The sequence below is a fragment of the Thermococcus paralvinellae genome (assembly GCF_000517445.1).
Classification (GTDB): Archaea; Methanobacteriota_B; Thermococci; order Thermococcales; family Thermococcaceae; genus Thermococcus_B; species Thermococcus_B paralvinellae.
Map to the genome: position 1 here is coordinate 398,299 of NZ_CP006965.1, position 15,315 is coordinate 413,613.

Below are 15,315 nucleotides of genomic sequence, written 5' to 3' on the forward strand. Positions count from 1 at the left end.
CCTGGGAATATAATGTTAAATTGAGGTGAATCAAATGCCAAGGGTTTGGATTGAAAAAATTCTTGATGAGCCGGAACTTTATCTGCTGAGGATTGACGACGACCAAATAAAATACTTTGAAGCAACTTGGGGAATTCCAGAAGGAATAACTTATAATGCTTACCTTCTAAAGCTAGATGGCGCTGTTGTGCTTTTTGATGCTTGGAAAAAGAACTATGCTAAAGAGTTTATAGAGGCACTCTCAAAGCTTGTTGATCCTGAAGAGATAACACACATAATAGTTCATCACACTGAGCCTGACCACAGTGGCTCTCTTCCTAAAGTCCTCGAACTCAATGGCTATAAAGCTCAGCTTATAGGGACAAGCTTTGCAAAGAGGCTTCTTGAGGCTTTTTACGGATCAAAAGCTGTTGAAAACTTCTATACAATTAAAGACGGCGAAGAAATGAAAATAGGTGGAAAAACCTTCCGCTTTATCACAGTTCCATGGCTCCATTGGCCCGATACAATGATTACATATATAGTTGAGCATGGCTTGATGTTTAGCTGTGATGCTGGTGGTGGCTATTCCATCCCAAAGGGTATAGATGACAGCAATGAGGAAATTGTTCAAAATTATCTTCCTTACGTTACAAAGTACATAGTCACTGTCATTGGCCATTATCACAAGTACATTATCCAAAACATAGAGAAGCTTAAGAAGCTTGGAATAATCGAAGAAACGAAAATGATCTTACCTGGGCATGGTCTTATATGGAGGAAGAACCCAAAAAGAATTTTTGAATACTATGAAGCTGTTGGGGCTGGAATTCCAAAGAAAGGCAAAATTCTTGTAATTTATGACTCAATGTATGGCTTTGTTGAGAAAACTATCGAAATAGCCCTCGATGAGTTGAAAAAGCATGGCTATAATCCAGTTGTATATAAGTTTACTGATAAAGAAGCTCCGGCAGTCAGTGATATTCTTGGTGAGGTTCCAGATAGTGAAGCACTTATAATTGGAGCATCAACATATGAAGCAAACATCCATCCAAGAGTCCGCTATGTCCTCTATGAGATAGTTGATAAGGCAAACTACGAGAAGCCTGTCCTAGTCCTTGGTGCATATGGCTGGGGAGGTGTCGCTGGGAGAGAAATTGAGACAATGATAATGAGGAGCAAGTTTGACCATGTTGATACAATTGAAGCTAAAGGAAGGGCAACTAAGGAAGATGAAGAGAAGATTAGAGAGGGAGTTAGAAAGCTCTTAGAGAGGCTGAATAAATGAGGCTCATTATAGTCGGAAACGGTGTTGCAGGAGTTACGCTTGCGAAAGAGCTTTCAGGAGAGTTTGACATAACCATAGTTGATAAAGAAAACCTTCCATACTACAGCAAGCCAATGCTGAGTCATTACATAGCTGGCTTTATTAATGAAAAGGCTCTCTTTCCATATTCTTTTGAATGGTATGAAAAGAAGGATATAGAACTTAAGCTTGGAGTTGAGGCTAAAGTAATAGACAGGGCAAGGAAAAGGCTGATAACCTCTGAAGGGGAGCTTGACTATGATATTTTAGTTCTTGCAACGGGAGCAAAGGCAAGAGAGCCTATGGTGGAAGGCAAAGAGCACTTGAAGGTACTGAGAACGTTTGAAGACGCGAAGGCTATAAGAGATGCTCTTGAGCACGAAGGGGAAATAATAATTTTGGACGGTGGATTTATATCCGTTGAGCTCGCTGGAAATCTTGCAAAGGCTGGCTATGATGTAAGGCTCATTCATAGAAGAAATACACTTCTTGGTCTTGACGAGGAACTGAGCGAAATATTGAAGGAGAGGCTTGAAAACGTTGGAGTTAAGTTTCATCTCAACACAAATCTAGTAAAAGCTGATGAGGGCGGTGTTTTTACAGATAAGGGCTACATTGAGGGCACACTTAAAGTGTGTGCTTTTGGTATAATACCAAATAGGGAGATTGCAATGAGGAGCGGAATACATACTGGGAGAGGTATTCTAATTGATGAGCAATTCAGAACCTCAGCGAGAGATGTGTATGCAATTGGAGACTGTGCCGAGTACAATAGTATAATCTGTGGAACTGCCAGAGCTTCTATGGAACATGCGAGAGTTCTGGCAAATCTGCTTAGGGGAAAAAAGGATAGATATAATTTTGAGCTTCGCTCCTCTGTTTTCAAGCTCGCTGATTTTTCAATCGCAATAATTGGAAAAATTAAAGGAGCAGGGCAGTGGATAAATGAAGATGTCAAAATATTTAGTGCTCAAGGGAAGATTTTGGGTGCAGTGGTTTTTGATGACTTAAAAACTGCTATGAAACTTGAAAAACTTATCAAGACTGGAGCAGGCTATAATGGGCTCTTATAAAAATTATAACAACTTATGGCTTGAGAAAGTCTTTTATATTTCTTTTTCGAAAATATATTGAAACGATTCGATGGGGGTGAATAGCATGGCTGTGAAAAGGGAAATGACAAAGAAGTTTTTAAGCGAAGCTTATGCAGGTGAAAGCCAAGCCCACATGAAGTACCTTATTTTTGCAGAGGTTGCTGAAAAAGAAGGATTTCCAAACATCGCAAAGCTCTTTAGGGCAATCGCCTTTGCTGAGTTTGTTCACGCTAAGAACCATCTCAAAGCTCTTGGAAATGTAAAGGATACAGTTGAAAATCTCCAAATGGCCATAGATGGTGAAACCTTTGAGGTTGAGGAGATGTATCCAGCTTATAAGGCTGTTGCAGAATTGCAAGGGGAAAATGAAGCTGTTAGGAGCACACACTATGCGTTAGAGGCAGAAAAGATTCACGCTGGACTATACAAGAAAGCAAAAGAACTTGCAGAGCAAAAGAAGGACATCGAAATTAAGAAGATTTACATATGTCCTGTCTGTGGTTATACAGCAGTAGACGAAGCCCCAGAAAAGTGTCCAGTCTGTAATATACCGAAAGAAAAGTTTGTTGTCTTTGAGTGAGCTTTTCTTTTTCTTAACTTTTCAAGTTTGAGACACAAACTTTATAAGGTCGACCTAATAATATTAGAGTGAGGTTTGTAAGATGGCAAAGTGGAAATGTATAGTTTGTGGATATATCTACGATGAGGAGGAAGGCGACCCAGACAATGGAATAGCTCCGGGAACAAAGTTTGAAGACTTGCCGGATGATTGGGTTTGCCCGCTCTGTGGAGCTGGAAAAGACATGTTTGAGAAAATAGAGTGAGGTGATGAAGATGTTGAGCAAAACTATAGCTTCTGGAGATTGGAAAGGAGAGAAGCACGTTCCAGTTATAGAGTACAAGAAGGATGGAGATTTGCTTGAGATTGAAGTTAGCGTTGGAAAAGAAATTCCACACCCAAACACACCAGAGCACCACATAGCTTGGATTGAACTCTACTTCCACCCAGAGGGAGAGAAGTTCCCAATTATGGTTGGCAGAGTGGCATTTACCAACCATAGCGATCCACTCACTGAGCCAAAGGCAAAATTCTACATCAGAACAAACAAGAAAGGCAAACTCTATGCTTTAAGCTACTGTAACATTCACGGGCTCTGGGAGAACAGTGTTGATGTTGAGTGATTTTCTTTTCTTTATTCGTTTTTGTCCAGCAATGTTTTTTAATAAGCATGCTGATTTTAGTTTGGTGAAGAGTAATGAAGATTTATAGCCCAGATAGAGAGTATCCACCTGAATATCTCGAAGTTCTTGAAGAGCTTAGGAGAATAATTGATCCCGTTACTGGTGGAGATATACTTGACTCAGGTGTTGTTGCGGGCTTAGAGGTTACCAAAGATACCTTGAAGATATGGCTCAGGTTTGAAAGCCATGCAGAATACAATATAATTGGCGAATCTCCGATAGCTTACTCCAAGATAATCGGCGACATAATGGAACGCTTTGCATTGGTTAAATTTGATAATGTTTACGTTTATGATTTGGCTAACAATATAGTCGGAAAGTTTGAAAATAAGGGCAGGCATAGGCCAGAAGACTTAGGAGATGTCTAAGCAATGGGACTTTTTGACTTTTTAAAGCAGAAGGAACCAAAAGACGTGAAAAAGAAAGAGTTGCCCGAAGAGGTTAGACGTGTTGTTGAAATTCTGAAAAAAGTCAGAGATCCTGAAACTGAGCTGAGCATAGTGGATGAAGGTTTGGTTTATGGACTAACTGTAAAAGGAAAACTTGTCCAAGTTTTTCTCCTCATGGCTCGTTCAACTCCAGAGTGCCATTTCTGCCGGATGATAGCTATAAACGTGCAAAGGAAAATTTTGGATGAAATTATTCGTATACTTAAAGAGGAAGGATTTGACAAAGTTGAAGTTTACAATGAATTAGGGCTACTTTTAGCAGAAGAATAACTCAAAAAATATCTAGAAAGGCGTTAGAATTCGACTTTTATGCCTGTCTCTTCTTCGACCTCTTCGAATCCTTTTTTCATGTACTTGCCAAGTTCAGGGTCGAGCTTTAGGAGCAGAGCTAAGAACTCACCTACATGTTCTTTTTCCTCATTTGCAACATCAAGGAAGGTGTGTTTTACAGCTTCATCATCAATCAGCTCGGCAAACTGCTCGTAGAAGTTTATAGCATCGAGTTCAGCTATAACAGCCCAGCGAAGGGCTTGAACAATTTCGTTTTTGGACAGTTTTTTCTTGTTTATGGAAATTGGATTCAATCCAAGCATGCTATCACCGCTTATATTTCGACCTTAGAGGCAATAAACATTTCCATTAATCAACCTCAAGACTAAAGTCCTGGTAATCCATCCAGATGCCGGTCTTCATAACTGAATCATATTGAGCCTTTAAAAGTTCATAGTGGGCTTTCTCCACTTTAGCCAGTTCGAGAAAAATCTTTTTCACGTTCTCATCTTTTGCTTCCTCAGCAGCCTTTTCATAGAACTCCCACGTCAGCTTTTCCTGTTCCATGCCTATCTCTACCGCCTTGACTTCACTCAGGGACCCTTCATATTTTGGGCTCAGCTTTTCTAAGACTCTCTTATCAATCGTCGGAAGTTCACATTTCTCCACAATCTTCTCAACGAACTTCCTCTCAAAGACGTTCCAATGCTCAGCTTCTTCCCCCGCTAGAAATAGAAACATCTTCTTTGCCCTTTCGTCTTTGGCTTTCTTTGCCATTTCTATATAGAACCTAAGCTCAGCCTTCTCAACTTCAAGTGCCAAAGCAAGTGCTTCAAGCTCGTTCATATTATCACCAAAATTTATTTAGGGCTTAGAGCTATAACTCTTTTGGGAACAAAAATGAAGATCGTCAAAGTGGAAAATCCATTATCACTTAAAAATGAGCTGCTTAGCTTTGTTTTCAGAGTGTACCAAGGCACTAATGGAGCGTATCCAGCTCTTGAGTGGGTTGAGAACAAGCCAAACCCAGAGGACTTTGAAGGCTTCAAAAGGGTATATGAACCTTTTCTAGAATTCAGACTTGGAAAGGAGTTCGATGAGCTGTACATTTTAAAGGGAAATGGGGAGATAATAGGTGTTATTGCCCTCGTTTATACTTTTGAAGACAAAAACATCTGGTGGGTACCGGAGGAACTGAAAAATGAAAAAACTGGTCTAATAGAGTTTTTTATGGTTGATCCAGCATTTAGGGGAAGAGGTTATGGGTCAAAGCTTTTAGAGTTTGCCGTTAAGAGGCTGAAAGAGCTTGGGAAAGAGCCATATTTGATAACGTTCAAACATCTTGGGGCTTATCAGTATTATCTCAAAAGAGGGTTCAAGGAATTGGGGGAATATAAAGATTTTGTCGTATTGAAATATGAGGATTGATATTGAAATAAAGATATAGTTAAGTGTAAAACTTTCGAAAAAGTAGCAAGATACTTTTTCATTTAATAGTGCAAAAGTTTTATATAAATCAAGTTAATGAGATAATATTCTAGAGGGAGATAATATGACTCGCATTTCTACTGGTGTAAGAGGGTTGGACAAAATGCTTAATGGAGGGTTAATACCGGGTAGAGCATATCTCATTAAAGGTGGTCCTGGTACTGGGAAAACAATATTATCCATCCATTTCCTTATGGAGGGAGTTAAGAATGGGGAAAAAGTTCTTTATATAACTCTTGAAGAGCCAATTGAAATTCTCAAGGAGGATATGAGAAAATTGGGTTTTGACATAGATAACCCTCTGTTTGTAGGAATAGATGCAACCCCTGTAAAAGAGAAAAGGAGTATCTTTGAAGGATTCCACTATGAAGAATTCGCAAAGGGTTTTACTGAGCTTGTAAGAGCCGTCAGAGAGAGATTAAAAGAGGATAAGTTTACACGTGTAGTCATTGATCCCATTACAATGATAAAGCTGACGATGGAGGATGAGCTTGAGTACAGGAGGACTTTCCTTGCATTTTTAAAGGAGATTGCAAACTATAATGTAACTTTGTTTTTGACGTCTGAAGTTTACGAAATGAGTATTGAGGACTACTTGGTAAGCGGGGTCATAGAACTGAAAACATTTGAAACAGGCGGGAAGACGGTTAGGGGGATTAAAGTTGTTAAATTCAGAGGCAGCGACTTTGATGAAACTATGAGACCATATAAAATAACCAGCAGTGGAATTGAGGTGTACAGTGAAGAGACAATTCTGTGAGAGTGATTAGGATGAAGTTTGGCATCCCCAAGCTTGATAGATTACTTGGGGAAATTAATGAAGGGAGTGTTGTGCTGATTGAGACGCTTGGGAATCTCGGTGAGGAGATAGTGATAGAGGCACTTAAGAAAAACAGTGACAAAAGTGTTGCGTTTGTTACAAAAAGACTGAAGGAGGAGCTTGGAAAAATACCGGAGCTTAAGGATTTAAAATATATAGTGTTTGGAGAGGACTTTGCCCCTCAGGAACTCTTTAAGATCACGTATCAGCTCAGACAAATTCTTAATGGATACCTCGTTGCATTGTTTTTCTTGCAACCCTTGTTAGTGTACCATCCACCAGAGACAGTGTATAAGTTTTTTTCTGAGGTTTCCTCAATAGCTCATGATAATAAACTTGTACTGATAGCTATACTTGACAAGAGATTAATTGATGAAAGAACTCTTGCCATGTTTGAGAATGTCTCAACTCATGTTATTGAGATTGGTGAAGAACTTGAAAAATTCAGAGTGATACGTGGGATACGGATTAAAAAGTCTCCAAGAGGCTCTTCAAGTTTTTACGAGCTGGTAATTAAGGATGGAAAAGTCACCATAGGTGAGCCACTTGGATGAGGAATCCTTAATAAGAGTTTTGATAAACCTAATGGTGGTGTTAAGTGTTGCATATACTGGCATTATCTTTAACCTACTTGGACAATACTTGCAGAGAGGAGAGAGAATAGTAGCCATGCAAATAGGAGGATCTGTCTTAATTGGATTTTCACTAGTTATGATGCCTATTAAAGATACGACATTAGAACTTATTTTAGGGATTTCATGCGGTATTATAGGAACCTTTCTCCTCATATACCCACTACTTAGGTATAGGCTGGTAAAGTTTTCAAGAGTAACCGTACTTCAATGTGTTCTTATAATATTTTCAAGTCTATTTGGGCATTTATTGGGACTACATGGGGGCGCTGTTTTAAGATCTCTTAGTTTGTTGTCTATTCTTCTATTAGTTCAAGCATTGAAATCGATACATCTGTCTGATGTGGCCTTAAAGACTATTCTAAATGCTTCACTGTGGGTTTTAATACTTTATGCTTGGCTTTGGTATCCGGCCATTAGATATTTTGGAAAATGTGGATATTATTTGGTATATCTTATCTACTTTGGTGCAATTTTGATGTGGTTCTTTTCAGCCATGGCGGTTCATAGCCATCTCAAGAGGTGGTTATAATGGAATGCGTTATCATCCGGGAACTCGTTGAAATAGTAATTGGAATCTCAGTTATATCACTGTTTTTTTCAAAAAAATTTCCTATAATGTACCGATCACTACTTGCTCTTACAATTGGGGTTTTCTTCTTAGCTGAGCCCCTCACAGATCTTATTGTTGGAAATTACTCAATTCTCTTTGAGTATATTGGAGCTCTCGTGTTACTCTGGATAATAGAGAGATTTATTGCTGTGAATACTGGAACTTCATTAAGCCCGTATTACCTCGGAATGTCTGTGTTTGCTGGCATAACCCTCATTACAGTAACAAAAAATCCAACCTTTTTACATGCTGGGACTCTCTTAACGTTTGCCCTTATAACTATAAGGACTGCAGTTGCTGTGGATGTTGTTCAGTGGAAGCACAAGAATGCATTCCTTGCATCTTCACTTTTTCTGCTTGTGGCTACAGTGGCGTTTTTTATGAATTTCTTAATCTTGAGTGATTTTCTTTACTTTGGGGGCATATTCATTTTTATGCTTGCTGTGATAGAGATAACGGGGGTATAGTAATCGTTGAAACGTTAAATTTATTATCTCAAAGACTTAATGAAGGTTCATGAACATATTCATCCCCCTACTAGCAGGAGTTGTATGTGGATATTTGTTCAGGAGAAGGATTAACATAAACCTTGATAAGCCTATGAGTGCAACTTTATTGCTGTTAATTTTCTTTATGGGAGTTGAAGCAGGTAAAGTTGAAATAAACGCCTTAAACTTGTTCATCGCATCATTGACATTTGCGGTTCTGACTATTTTGGGTAGTTTGTTTTTTGCAGTGCTGTTAGGAGGCAGGTTAAGATGAGCTTTTTGTACTTGGTTTTAGCCTCTCTTTTTGCTGGGCTTTTAATTGGGAAATACACAACCCTCGAATTTGGTAGCTTATATGAAGTAATGCTATATCTGTTAATCTTCATTATTGGACTCGACTTGGGAAAAAGTAAAGGAGTGGGGGAAATTAAAAAGCTTGGAAAGATTGCATTGATTCTGCCACTTGCCACTGTAATCGGTTCTCTGCTGGGAGGACTTTTAGCGTCATTTTTGCTTAATATTCCAATAAAATGGGCATTAGGGATTTCAGCAGGATTCGGATGGTATTCATTGACAGGGCCTCTCCTAGCACAGTACTCGACTGTTTATGGTGTAATCGGATTTTTGGCAAATTTAACAAGGGAGATACTAACGATTTTGTTTTATCCGCTGGCTATTAAGAAAATACCCAAGGAACTTGCAGTTTCAATGGGAGGAGCTACGACAATGGATTCTACATTGCCAGTCATTGTAAAATTTGGAGGAAGAGAAATTACGATAATTGCTTTTGTTCATGGCTTTATCCTGACAGCAATATCTCCATTTTTAATTCCTCTTATACTTCAGCTTTGAACCATTAAGTTTATAAGTTCGAACATATTAGTTCTATTTGCAAACTATGGGGTGATCAAAATGAGCAACGAAGAAGTTATTTTGGAAGTTATGAAAAAAGCTGGAAAGCCGCTCAAAAGCGCTGAAATTGCTGAGATGACTGGCATACCAAAGAAAGAAGTTGACAAAATCATTAAAAAGCTGAAGAAGGAAGGAAAGATAATCTCACCAAAACGCTGTTATTATGCTCCTGCCGAGTGATTATTCTTTTTCTCTTTATCTTTCATGAGTTCTTTAATAAGCTTCTGGAGTTCTTCTTCGGCTTTTGCTTTTTCATATATTTCATACTCTTTTGAAACAAAATCATAGTGGTAACGTTCATCGTTTGCAAGTTCCAGAAATATCCTCTTATGCTCTCGGTTTTCGACATTTTTTTCAAGGTATAAATATATCTCTTCTGCAAGTTTTTCGGCTTCCATTGCGATTTCAAGAATATTCTTCAGTTTATATTCTCTCTCTTCAAATGTCTTTTTCCAGCTCTCAATTTTGATGTCTCTTGGTTCTTCATTTGGGAAAAGAGTTTTAAAAATCTCCATAACTTTCATATCATGGGATTTCTCCATCTCAATGAATTCTTTAAATTTTTCTTTATGATATGGGCTGGGGATGTTCTCATAAAGGAAGGTGTAAAGTTCCGTCGCGTCTCTCTCCCCTTTGATGATATAGCTCAGAATATCCTTAAGGGGCATTTTAGTAATTTGTGCTAGAAGTTCCTTTACTTTTTCTTCAATTTCAGCTTTTTTCATAAAAACATCCAATGGAGTTTCCATAATTGCCCCCTCGTCATTATAATATTTTTCCACTTTAAAATCTTTTTTTGCTAAATTTCATCCAACTTTCAAAAATTCTAAGAAAAAATTTGTTAAATAAAATACCGGAGCACTAAGCTATTGTTTATATTTCTCAAAAAGCTTTTTGAGCAATATGCTATGTTGTTCTTCATTGTTAGCTATACTTTCCATAAGTTGCTTGATAATTGGGTGGGAAACTTTTTTAGTCAATTTCTTATATACATTAGCCATTTCTTTTTGAAGTTCTAGATATTTTTCTAAAATTTCTCTAATTTCTTCCAGCTTTTCCTCTGGTATTACTGCTGTTTCTGGAAACTCTTTAAAGTACTCTTCTAGAACCTCTATGGGTGGAATTCTCTCATTCATTACACCAAACTCTAAAGGCATTGCAATCATTGGAACTCCTGGGATTAAAACAGTATTATCTGCTATTGCTTCACCTTCAAATTCTTCAATGAGATCTAAAGCTTCGCTGTAGGATTTCTCAAGGGCTTCCATTATATTTTTGTGGAGCACGGTATCAATTGTAATTCTCAGGAATAGATTTTTGATATCCACATACTCTGGCTCTTTAAGTTTCTTCATACCCCTTATGTATTCTTTTTCTGCTTTCTTTTCTACCTCCTTAGCCTTTTCTACAAGCTCAATAAGTCTTTCCATCACCTTTCACCTCCATAATAGTTTAATAACATTTTGTATTTAAAACTTATGGTAACTCCCTCTAAGCAAAAACATTTTTAAAGGGTTTAGACTTAGGGAGGCATGCAAGATAATACCTCATGGCTCGGGGGTATCCGAAAAAGTAGGAACCTACCGGGCCTCTGTGAGGAGGTGGAAAAATGAAGTATCCGAAGCAGATAAGGACTTACTGCCCGTTCTGTAAGAAGCACACCATTCACAAGGTCGAAAAAGTGAAGAAGAGACCAAGAAGTGAGCTTAGTGCAGGTCAGAGAAGATTCAGGAGAATTCTCAAGGGTTACAAGGGTTTTCCAAGACCAAAGCCAGAGGGCAGAGAAAAGCCAGTTAAAAAGCTTGACTTGAGGTTCAGATGTACCGAGTGTGGAAAGGCTCACACGAGAGGAGAAGGCTTTAGGGTAAAGAAGTTTGAGCTTGTGGAGGTGTGACTATGGCACTTCCAAGGGGATTAATCCCAATGCCAAGGTCAAGGTTCCTTAGGGTTAAGTGCATTGACTGCGGCAATGAGCAGATTGTTTTCAGCAATCCAGCAACAAAAGTGAGATGCCTAGTTTGCGGTGCTACTCTTGTTGAGCCAACTGGTGGTAAGGGAATCATAAAGGCCAAGATATTAGAGGTTCTTGAGTGAACCTTTCTTTTCCTCTTTTCTCCGAAACTTTAAAAACCTCTTTTGCCAACAATCAAAGGGTAAAAATAATTTAGGAGATGGTGAAAATGCCAAGGAGAGCAAGAGAATTTCCTGAAGAGGGAGAATTTGTAATTGCAACTGTTAAGAGCATCCATCCTTATGGGGCATTCCTTACACTTGATGAGTATCCTGGAAAAGAGGGATTCATGCATATAAGCGAAGTAGCATCAACTTGGGTAAAGAACATAAGGGATTACCTTAAAGAGGGTCAAAAGGTAGTTGCAAAAGTGATCAGAGTTGACCCTGGGAAAGGGCATATTGATCTTAGCTTGAAACGTGTGACTCAGCAGCAGAGGAAGGCGAAGATTCAGGAGTTCAAGAGGGCTCAAAAGGCCGAGAATCTTCTAAAGATGGCAGCTGAAAAGCTCAGTAAGGACTTTGAGACAGCATGGAGGGAAGTTTGGGTGCCGCTTGAAGAGGAGTACGGGGAAGTGTATGCAGCCTTTGAAGATGCAGCTCAAAATGGAATTGAAGTCCTCAAGGGTTTAGTGCCAGATGAATGGCTCCCAATTCTGGAGGAGATAATTAAGAGCTATGTCGAAATTCCAACAGTTACAATTGATGCCGAATTTGAAATCACAGTTCCAAAGCCAAACGGTATTGAAATCATCAAGGAAGCGTTAATAAGGGCAAGGGACAGGGCAAATAAGGAGAAGGACATTGAGGTTAAGTTCACCTACCAAGGAGCACCGAGGTACAGGATTGACATCACTGCTCCAGACTATTACAAAGCCGAGGAAGTCCTTGAGGATATAGCAGAAGAAATACTCAGAGTGATTAAAAAGGCTGGTGGGGAGGCAACGCTAATTAGAAAAGAAAAGAGGATTAAGAAGATTAAGAGGAGAGGTAAATGAGGTTCCGCATAAGAAAATGCCCTAAATGCGGAAGGTATACCCTAAAGGAGACATGCCCAATATGTGGTGAAAAAACTAAAGTAGCTCATCCTCCGAGGTTTTCGCCCGAAGATCCGTATGGGGAGTATCGTAGGAAGTTAAAGAGAGAACTTTTGGGTATTGGGAGGCGTTCAGAATGAAAGAAACAATAGTTGTTGCGTATGAGAGGCCAGATATTTACGACCCTATCTTTATTGAGGGTTTACCTGGAATTGGGTTAGTTGGAAAATTAGCAGCTGAGCATCTAATTCAAGAGCTTAACGCTAAGAAGTTTGCTGAGCTCTATTCCCCCCACTTTATGCACCAAGTTTTGATTAAAAAAGACTCAACCGTTGATTTGATGAAAAATGAATTCTACTACTGGAAGAGTCCAGATGACGAGCACAGGGACTTGATCATAATCACTGGAGATACCCAAGTACCCCCAACAGACAGCTACGGTCACTTTGAAGTGGTTGGAAAGATGCTTGACTTCGTTGAGCAGTTTGGAACAAGAGAGATAATAACAATGGGCGGTTATCAAGTTCCAGAGCTTCAAGGTGAGCCGAGAGTTTTGGCTTCATTCACGGATTTGGAAACAAAGGAGAAGTATAAGCAAATCCTTGGGGATTCTGTAATTTTCAGGGAAGATGAAGGAGGAGCGATCGTTGGAGCAGCAGGACTTTTGCTTGGTATAGGAAAGCTTAGAGGAATGAGAGGAGCATGTTTCCTTGGAGAGAGCTTGGGGTATATAGTGGATGCAAAAGCAGCTAAGTCAGTGTTAACAGTTGTAGCAAAGGTCCTCAACCTTGAGATTGATATGACTGCGCTTGATGAGAGAGCTAAGGAGACTGAAGAAATTCTCAGAAAGGTACAAGAAATGCAGAGAGCCATGTTTGAGCAACAATTGCCTCAGCCAGGTCATGAGGAAGAAGACAGAGGGTATTTGTGAGCTGTTCACTTTTTATTTCCATATTTTCTGGTGATCCTATGCACGTAGATGCTGATTTGCACATACACTCACGATATTCAAAAGCAGTTTCAAAACTGATGATTTTCCCCATCCTTGCTGAGTATGCCAAACTTAAAGGACTTAATGTGGTTGGTACTGGGGATATTTTGAATCGTAAATGGGAAGAGGAGCTTTTAAAACATGCAGAAAAAGTTGATGAGGGAACATATGAGATTAAAAGCGTTAGATTCCTCCTCACAGCTGAAGTTGAAGACAGCAAAAGGGTTCACCATGTCCTGATTTTTCCGAGTATTGATGCAGTTAGAGAAATGCGCGAGCATTTGAGGAAGTATTCCAGAGACATAGATACCGAAGGCAGACCCCATCTGAACTTGAGTGGGGCAGAAATAGCGGATTTAGCTAATGAGCTTGATGTTTTGATTGGTCCGGCGCATAGTTTTACCCCGTGGACAGCTCTGTACAAGGAGTATGACAGCTTAGAAGAATGTTATGGAAACGCCAAAATACACTTCCTTGAGCTTGGGCTCTCAGCTGATTCACAAATGGCGGACATGATAAAAGCTCACCATAAGCTAACTTATTTATCAAATTCAGATGCCCACTCTCCCCAGCCCCACCGCTTGGGAAGAGAGTTCAACCGTTTTGAGGTTAAAGATGCAACTTTTGAAGAAATCAGAAAGGCAATTCTAAAGAGAGGCGGAAGGAAAGTAATCCTCAATGCGGGCTTAGATCCAAGATTGGGGAAGTATCACTTAACTGCCTGCTCCAAATGTTATACAAAATACAAGCTTGAAGATGCTAAGCGCTTGAACTGGAGATGCGAGCGCTGTGGAGGAGTCATAAAGAAAGGTGTGAGAGATAGAATTTTGGAACTTGCTGATGCCGAAGAAAAACCCAAAGACAGACCTCCCTATCTCCATTTAGCTCCTTTAGCAGAGATAATTTCAATGGTAACTGGCAAAGGTGTTGAAACCAAAAGTGTAAAGGCAGTTTGGGAGAGGCTTTTAAAGGAATTTGGCAGTGAAATTAAGGTTTTAGTTGATGCTCCAATTGAAAGCATAGCACAGCTCATTGGTGAAGACATAGCTAAAGCTATCTGGGCTTTCCGCAATGAGAAGCTCATAGTTATTCCGGGTGGAGGAGGTAAATACGGTGAAATTAAGCTTCCTGAAGAAATACGGAGAGCAAAAATTCAAGATTTAAACAGTGTTGAGGTTAAACAAGAAGATGTTTATTACAAACCAAAACAGGCTTCAATTCTGAGCTTTTTGAAAAAGAAATAAAAGTCCAAAAGTCACGCCAAAAAGAGTGGTTTTATGAGAACAGCAACTACTGGTACAGCAACATTGTCGTCTATCACTTTTTGGTATTCTGCAAGCATTAAGATAACTGACCATGCAATTTTCATCAAGATGTTCAGTTGTGGCAAGATTAAAAAGGCAATTATGACTGCACTTACAATGTAACCAACGCTTCCTATCCAGTGTTTCCTGAGCTTAACGTTAAATCCATTCTTTCTGAAGTAGTAGAACCTTAGCACACCTGTAATTCCATCACTTATTGCCATCACAAGCATTATTGCTGATGCATAATTGACGTCCATAAATAGAGCCATGGCAGAGAACATAATGCAATAGAACACTTCCCCGTAGTTGTTTCTTATCTGATACCAAGAAAGCTCTTTGTTCATGAGATGGGTAAGTAACTGTCCAATTGCAAAGAGCATAACTACTGCGGCAAGTTCCTTTCCAGTGACTAAACCTTCTCTAAAGAATAGAATTGCAGGAACACTGCTGAAGTGTATTATTTTTCTGTTTATCCAGGCATACTCTTCTCCGAGGTACTTTGTGAACAGGATTGCCAGTACTGGGAACATGACACCAATTATCAAGTATTTTAGCATCTTATTCCCTCCAGTATTTCTAGATTGTTGGATATTTTTTAAGTGAGCTTTATAAATTTTTCTGCAGTTGTTAAATATATTTTCGATAATTGTCGGCAATATGCAGAGTATTATCATGGC

General features: G+C 39.2%; 26 protein-coding genes. 21 read left to right on the forward strand and 5 right to left on the reverse strand.

What is annotated here, in order from left to right; translation table 11 throughout:
* The first annotated feature begins 34 nt into the window (after positions 1 to 34).
* The 7 genes from TES1_RS02200 to TES1_RS02230 all read left to right on the forward strand — a co-directional run bounded on the left by TES1_RS02200 (position 35) and on the right by TES1_RS02230 (position 4,340).
* Positions 35 to 1,267 carry an FprA family A-type flavoprotein gene (locus TES1_RS02200; RefSeq protein WP_042679822.1) on the forward strand — a complete coding sequence of 411 codons (1,233 nt, stop codon included), beginning with the start codon at positions 35 to 37 and terminating at the stop codon, positions 1,265 to 1,267.
* Positions 1,264 to 2,358, forward strand: coding sequence for an NAD(P)/FAD-dependent oxidoreductase (locus TES1_RS02205; RefSeq protein ID WP_042679824.1), 1,095 nt, complete (start codon positions 1,264 to 1,266; stop codon positions 2,356 to 2,358). The genes TES1_RS02200 and TES1_RS02205 overlap by 4 nt, the downstream gene beginning before the upstream one ends.
* 85 nt (positions 2,359 to 2,443) lie before the next feature.
* Positions 2,444 to 2,959: a rubrerythrin family protein gene (locus TES1_RS02210; RefSeq protein ID WP_042679825.1), complete on the forward strand. Its 516-nt coding sequence runs from the start codon at positions 2,444 to 2,446 to the stop codon at positions 2,957 to 2,959.
* An 82-nt stretch (positions 2,960 to 3,041) separates the two neighbouring features.
* A complete protein-coding gene (gene rd, locus TES1_RS02215) occupies positions 3,042 to 3,203 on the forward strand; it encodes a rubredoxin (RefSeq protein ID WP_042679826.1) in 162 nt (53 codons plus the stop codon).
* A gap of 10 nt (positions 3,204 to 3,213) precedes the next feature.
* Positions 3,214 to 3,561: a class II SORL domain-containing protein gene (locus TES1_RS02220; RefSeq protein ID WP_042679828.1), complete on the forward strand. Its 348-nt coding sequence runs from the start codon at positions 3,214 to 3,216 to the stop codon at positions 3,559 to 3,561.
* Positions 3,562 to 3,635: 74 nt separating this feature from the next.
* The gene (locus TES1_RS02225; protein ID WP_042679830.1) at positions 3,636 to 3,989 is read left to right on the forward strand and encodes an iron-sulfur cluster assembly protein; all 354 of its coding nucleotides are present in this window, start codon (positions 3,636 to 3,638) and stop codon (positions 3,987 to 3,989) included.
* A gap of 3 nt (positions 3,990 to 3,992) precedes the next feature.
* The gene (locus TES1_RS02230) at positions 3,993 to 4,340 is read left to right on the forward strand and encodes an iron-sulfur cluster assembly protein (RefSeq protein WP_042679832.1); all 348 of its coding nucleotides are present in this window, start codon (positions 3,993 to 3,995) and stop codon (positions 4,338 to 4,340) included.
* Positions 4,341 to 4,363: 23 nt separating this feature from the next.
* Here TES1_RS02230 and TES1_RS02235 read toward each other — a convergent pair whose 3' ends face one another.
* Positions 4,364 to 4,663 carry a ferritin family protein gene (locus TES1_RS02235; protein ID WP_042679833.1) on the reverse strand — a complete coding sequence of 100 codons (300 nt, stop codon included), beginning with the start codon at positions 4,661 to 4,663 and terminating at the stop codon, positions 4,364 to 4,366.
* A 46-nt stretch (positions 4,664 to 4,709) separates the two neighbouring features.
* A complete protein-coding gene (locus TES1_RS02240; RefSeq protein WP_042679834.1) occupies positions 4,710 to 5,186 on the reverse strand; it encodes a ferritin family protein in 477 nt (158 codons plus the stop codon).
* 54 nt (positions 5,187 to 5,240) lie between these two features.
* On the opposite strand from TES1_RS02240, the gene TES1_RS02245 reads away from it, so the two are divergent.
* The 8 genes from TES1_RS02245 to TES1_RS02280 all read left to right on the forward strand — a co-directional run bounded on the left by TES1_RS02245 (position 5,241) and on the right by TES1_RS02280 (position 9,473).
* Positions 5,241 to 5,768, forward strand: a complete 528-nt coding sequence (locus TES1_RS02245; RefSeq protein WP_042679836.1) for a GNAT family N-acetyltransferase — start codon at positions 5,241 to 5,243, stop codon at positions 5,766 to 5,768.
* A gap of 124 nt (positions 5,769 to 5,892) precedes the next feature.
* Positions 5,893 to 6,588, forward strand: a complete 696-nt coding sequence (locus TES1_RS02250; protein WP_042679838.1) for an RAD55 family ATPase — start codon at positions 5,893 to 5,895, stop codon at positions 6,586 to 6,588.
* An 11-nt stretch (positions 6,589 to 6,599) separates the two neighbouring features.
* Complete coding sequence (locus TES1_RS02255; RefSeq protein WP_042679839.1) at positions 6,600 to 7,202, forward strand: hypothetical protein; 603 nt, start codon at positions 6,600 to 6,602, stop codon at positions 7,200 to 7,202.
* Positions 7,195 to 7,812, forward strand: coding sequence for a hypothetical protein (locus TES1_RS02260; RefSeq protein ID WP_042679840.1), 618 nt, complete (start codon positions 7,195 to 7,197; stop codon positions 7,810 to 7,812). Before TES1_RS02255 ends, TES1_RS02260 begins: the two co-directional genes overlap by 8 nt.
* Complete coding sequence (locus TES1_RS02265) at positions 7,812 to 8,360, forward strand: hypothetical protein (RefSeq protein WP_042679841.1); 549 nt, start codon at positions 7,812 to 7,814, stop codon at positions 8,358 to 8,360. Before TES1_RS02260 ends, TES1_RS02265 begins: the two co-directional genes overlap by 1 nt.
* Before the next feature lie 49 nt (positions 8,361 to 8,409).
* Positions 8,410 to 8,655, forward strand: coding sequence for a LysO family transporter (locus tag TES1_RS02270; RefSeq protein ID WP_042679842.1), 246 nt, complete (start codon positions 8,410 to 8,412; stop codon positions 8,653 to 8,655).
* Positions 8,652 to 9,233: a lysine exporter LysO family protein gene (locus TES1_RS02275; RefSeq protein WP_042679843.1), complete on the forward strand. Its 582-nt coding sequence runs from the start codon at positions 8,652 to 8,654 to the stop codon at positions 9,231 to 9,233. Before TES1_RS02270 ends, TES1_RS02275 begins: the two co-directional genes overlap by 4 nt.
* Before the next feature lie 60 nt (positions 9,234 to 9,293).
* On the forward strand, positions 9,294 to 9,473 hold the full coding sequence (locus TES1_RS02280; RefSeq protein ID WP_042679845.1) for a winged helix-turn-helix transcriptional regulator: 180 nt from the start codon (positions 9,294 to 9,296) through the stop codon (positions 9,471 to 9,473).
* Here the strand turns inward: TES1_RS02280 and TES1_RS02285 are convergent.
* On the reverse strand, positions 9,455 to 10,042 hold the full coding sequence (locus TES1_RS02285; RefSeq protein WP_042679846.1) for a ferritin-like domain-containing protein: 588 nt from the start codon (positions 10,040 to 10,042) through the stop codon (positions 9,455 to 9,457). The genes TES1_RS02280 and TES1_RS02285 overlap by 19 nt on opposite strands.
* Positions 10,043 to 10,159: 117 nt before the next feature.
* Positions 10,160 to 10,723 carry a ferritin family protein gene (locus tag TES1_RS02290; protein WP_042679848.1) on the reverse strand — a complete coding sequence of 188 codons (564 nt, stop codon included), beginning with the start codon at positions 10,721 to 10,723 and terminating at the stop codon, positions 10,160 to 10,162.
* Positions 10,724 to 10,902: 179 nt separating this feature from the next.
* Between TES1_RS02290 and TES1_RS02295 the strand changes: the two genes are divergently transcribed.
* From TES1_RS02295 to TES1_RS02320, 6 genes are all read left to right on the forward strand, one after another.
* Positions 10,903 to 11,187 carry a 50S ribosomal protein L44e gene (locus TES1_RS02295; RefSeq protein ID WP_042679849.1) on the forward strand — a complete coding sequence of 95 codons (285 nt, stop codon included), beginning with the start codon at positions 10,903 to 10,905 and terminating at the stop codon, positions 11,185 to 11,187.
* Positions 11,188 to 11,189: 2 nt separating this feature from the next.
* Complete coding sequence (locus tag TES1_RS02300; RefSeq protein ID WP_042679851.1) at positions 11,190 to 11,387, forward strand: 30S ribosomal protein S27e; 198 nt, start codon at positions 11,190 to 11,192, stop codon at positions 11,385 to 11,387.
* 86 nt (positions 11,388 to 11,473) lie between these two features.
* Positions 11,474 to 12,301 carry a translation initiation factor IF-2 subunit alpha gene (locus TES1_RS02305; RefSeq protein ID WP_042679853.1) on the forward strand — a complete coding sequence of 276 codons (828 nt, stop codon included), beginning with the start codon at positions 11,474 to 11,476 and terminating at the stop codon, positions 12,299 to 12,301.
* Positions 12,298 to 12,480: an RNA-protein complex protein Nop10 gene (locus TES1_RS02310; protein WP_042679854.1), complete on the forward strand. Its 183-nt coding sequence runs from the start codon at positions 12,298 to 12,300 to the stop codon at positions 12,478 to 12,480. Before TES1_RS02305 ends, TES1_RS02310 begins: the two co-directional genes overlap by 4 nt.
* The gene (locus tag TES1_RS02315; RefSeq protein ID WP_042679855.1) at positions 12,477 to 13,271 is read left to right on the forward strand and encodes a proteasome assembly chaperone family protein; all 795 of its coding nucleotides are present in this window, start codon (positions 12,477 to 12,479) and stop codon (positions 13,269 to 13,271) included. Before TES1_RS02310 ends, TES1_RS02315 begins: the two co-directional genes overlap by 4 nt.
* Before the next feature lie 38 nt (positions 13,272 to 13,309).
* Positions 13,310 to 14,575, forward strand: coding sequence for a TIGR00375 family protein (locus TES1_RS02320; protein WP_042679857.1), 1,266 nt, complete (start codon positions 13,310 to 13,312; stop codon positions 14,573 to 14,575).
* Between the two features lie 11 nt (positions 14,576 to 14,586).
* Here TES1_RS02320 and TES1_RS02325 read toward each other — a convergent pair whose 3' ends face one another.
* Positions 14,587 to 15,195 carry a membrane protein gene (locus TES1_RS02325; RefSeq protein ID WP_042679858.1) on the reverse strand — a complete coding sequence of 203 codons (609 nt, stop codon included), beginning with the start codon at positions 15,193 to 15,195 and terminating at the stop codon, positions 14,587 to 14,589.
* Positions 15,196 to 15,315 lie beyond the last annotated feature (120 nt).

Bases quoted from the DNA above. Each gene is read 5' to 3' on its own strand.
- TES1_RS02200 (WP_042679822.1), top strand. From the start codon at position 35: ATGCCAAGGGTTTGGATTGAAAAAATTCTTGATGAGCCGGAACTTTAT.
- TES1_RS02205 (WP_042679824.1), top strand. From the start codon at position 1,264: ATGAGGCTCATTATAGTCGGAAACGGTGTTGCAGGAGTTACGCTTGCG.
- TES1_RS02210 (WP_042679825.1), top strand. From the start codon at position 2,444: ATGGCTGTGAAAAGGGAAATGACAAAGAAGTTTTTAAGCGAAGCTTAT.
- rd (WP_042679826.1), top strand. From the start codon at position 3,042: ATGGCAAAGTGGAAATGTATAGTTTGTGGATATATCTACGATGAGGAG.
- TES1_RS02220 (WP_042679828.1), top strand. From the start codon at position 3,214: ATGTTGAGCAAAACTATAGCTTCTGGAGATTGGAAAGGAGAGAAGCAC.
- TES1_RS02225 (WP_042679830.1), top strand. From the start codon at position 3,636: ATGAAGATTTATAGCCCAGATAGAGAGTATCCACCTGAATATCTCGAA.
- TES1_RS02230 (WP_042679832.1), top strand. From the start codon at position 3,993: ATGGGACTTTTTGACTTTTTAAAGCAGAAGGAACCAAAAGACGTGAAA.
- TES1_RS02235 (WP_042679833.1), bottom strand. From the start codon at position 4,663: ATGCTTGGATTGAATCCAATTTCCATAAACAAGAAAAAACTGTCCAAA.
- TES1_RS02240 (WP_042679834.1), bottom strand. From the start codon at position 5,186: ATGAACGAGCTTGAAGCACTTGCTTTGGCACTTGAAGTTGAGAAGGCT.
- TES1_RS02245 (WP_042679836.1), top strand. From the start codon at position 5,241: ATGAAGATCGTCAAAGTGGAAAATCCATTATCACTTAAAAATGAGCTG.
- TES1_RS02250 (WP_042679838.1), top strand. From the start codon at position 5,893: ATGACTCGCATTTCTACTGGTGTAAGAGGGTTGGACAAAATGCTTAAT.
- TES1_RS02255 (WP_042679839.1), top strand. From the start codon at position 6,600: ATGAAGTTTGGCATCCCCAAGCTTGATAGATTACTTGGGGAAATTAAT.
- TES1_RS02265 (WP_042679841.1), top strand. From the start codon at position 7,812: ATGGAATGCGTTATCATCCGGGAACTCGTTGAAATAGTAATTGGAATC.
- TES1_RS02270 (WP_042679842.1), top strand. From the start codon at position 8,410: ATGAACATATTCATCCCCCTACTAGCAGGAGTTGTATGTGGATATTTG.
- TES1_RS02275 (WP_042679843.1), top strand. From the start codon at position 8,652: ATGAGCTTTTTGTACTTGGTTTTAGCCTCTCTTTTTGCTGGGCTTTTA.
- TES1_RS02280 (WP_042679845.1), top strand. From the start codon at position 9,294: ATGAGCAACGAAGAAGTTATTTTGGAAGTTATGAAAAAAGCTGGAAAG.
- TES1_RS02285 (WP_042679846.1), bottom strand. From the start codon at position 10,042: ATGGAAACTCCATTGGATGTTTTTATGAAAAAAGCTGAAATTGAAGAA.
- TES1_RS02290 (WP_042679848.1), bottom strand. From the start codon at position 10,723: ATGGAAAGACTTATTGAGCTTGTAGAAAAGGCTAAGGAGGTAGAAAAG.
- TES1_RS02295 (WP_042679849.1), top strand. From the start codon at position 10,903: ATGAAGTATCCGAAGCAGATAAGGACTTACTGCCCGTTCTGTAAGAAG.
- TES1_RS02300 (WP_042679851.1), top strand. From the start codon at position 11,190: ATGGCACTTCCAAGGGGATTAATCCCAATGCCAAGGTCAAGGTTCCTT.
- TES1_RS02305 (WP_042679853.1), top strand. From the start codon at position 11,474: ATGCCAAGGAGAGCAAGAGAATTTCCTGAAGAGGGAGAATTTGTAATT.
- TES1_RS02310 (WP_042679854.1), top strand. From the start codon at position 12,298: ATGAGGTTCCGCATAAGAAAATGCCCTAAATGCGGAAGGTATACCCTA.
- TES1_RS02315 (WP_042679855.1), top strand. From the start codon at position 12,477: ATGAAAGAAACAATAGTTGTTGCGTATGAGAGGCCAGATATTTACGAC.
- TES1_RS02320 (WP_042679857.1), top strand. From the start codon at position 13,310: ATGCACGTAGATGCTGATTTGCACATACACTCACGATATTCAAAAGCA.
- TES1_RS02325 (WP_042679858.1), bottom strand. From the start codon at position 15,195: ATGCTAAAATACTTGATAATTGGTGTCATGTTCCCAGTACTGGCAATC.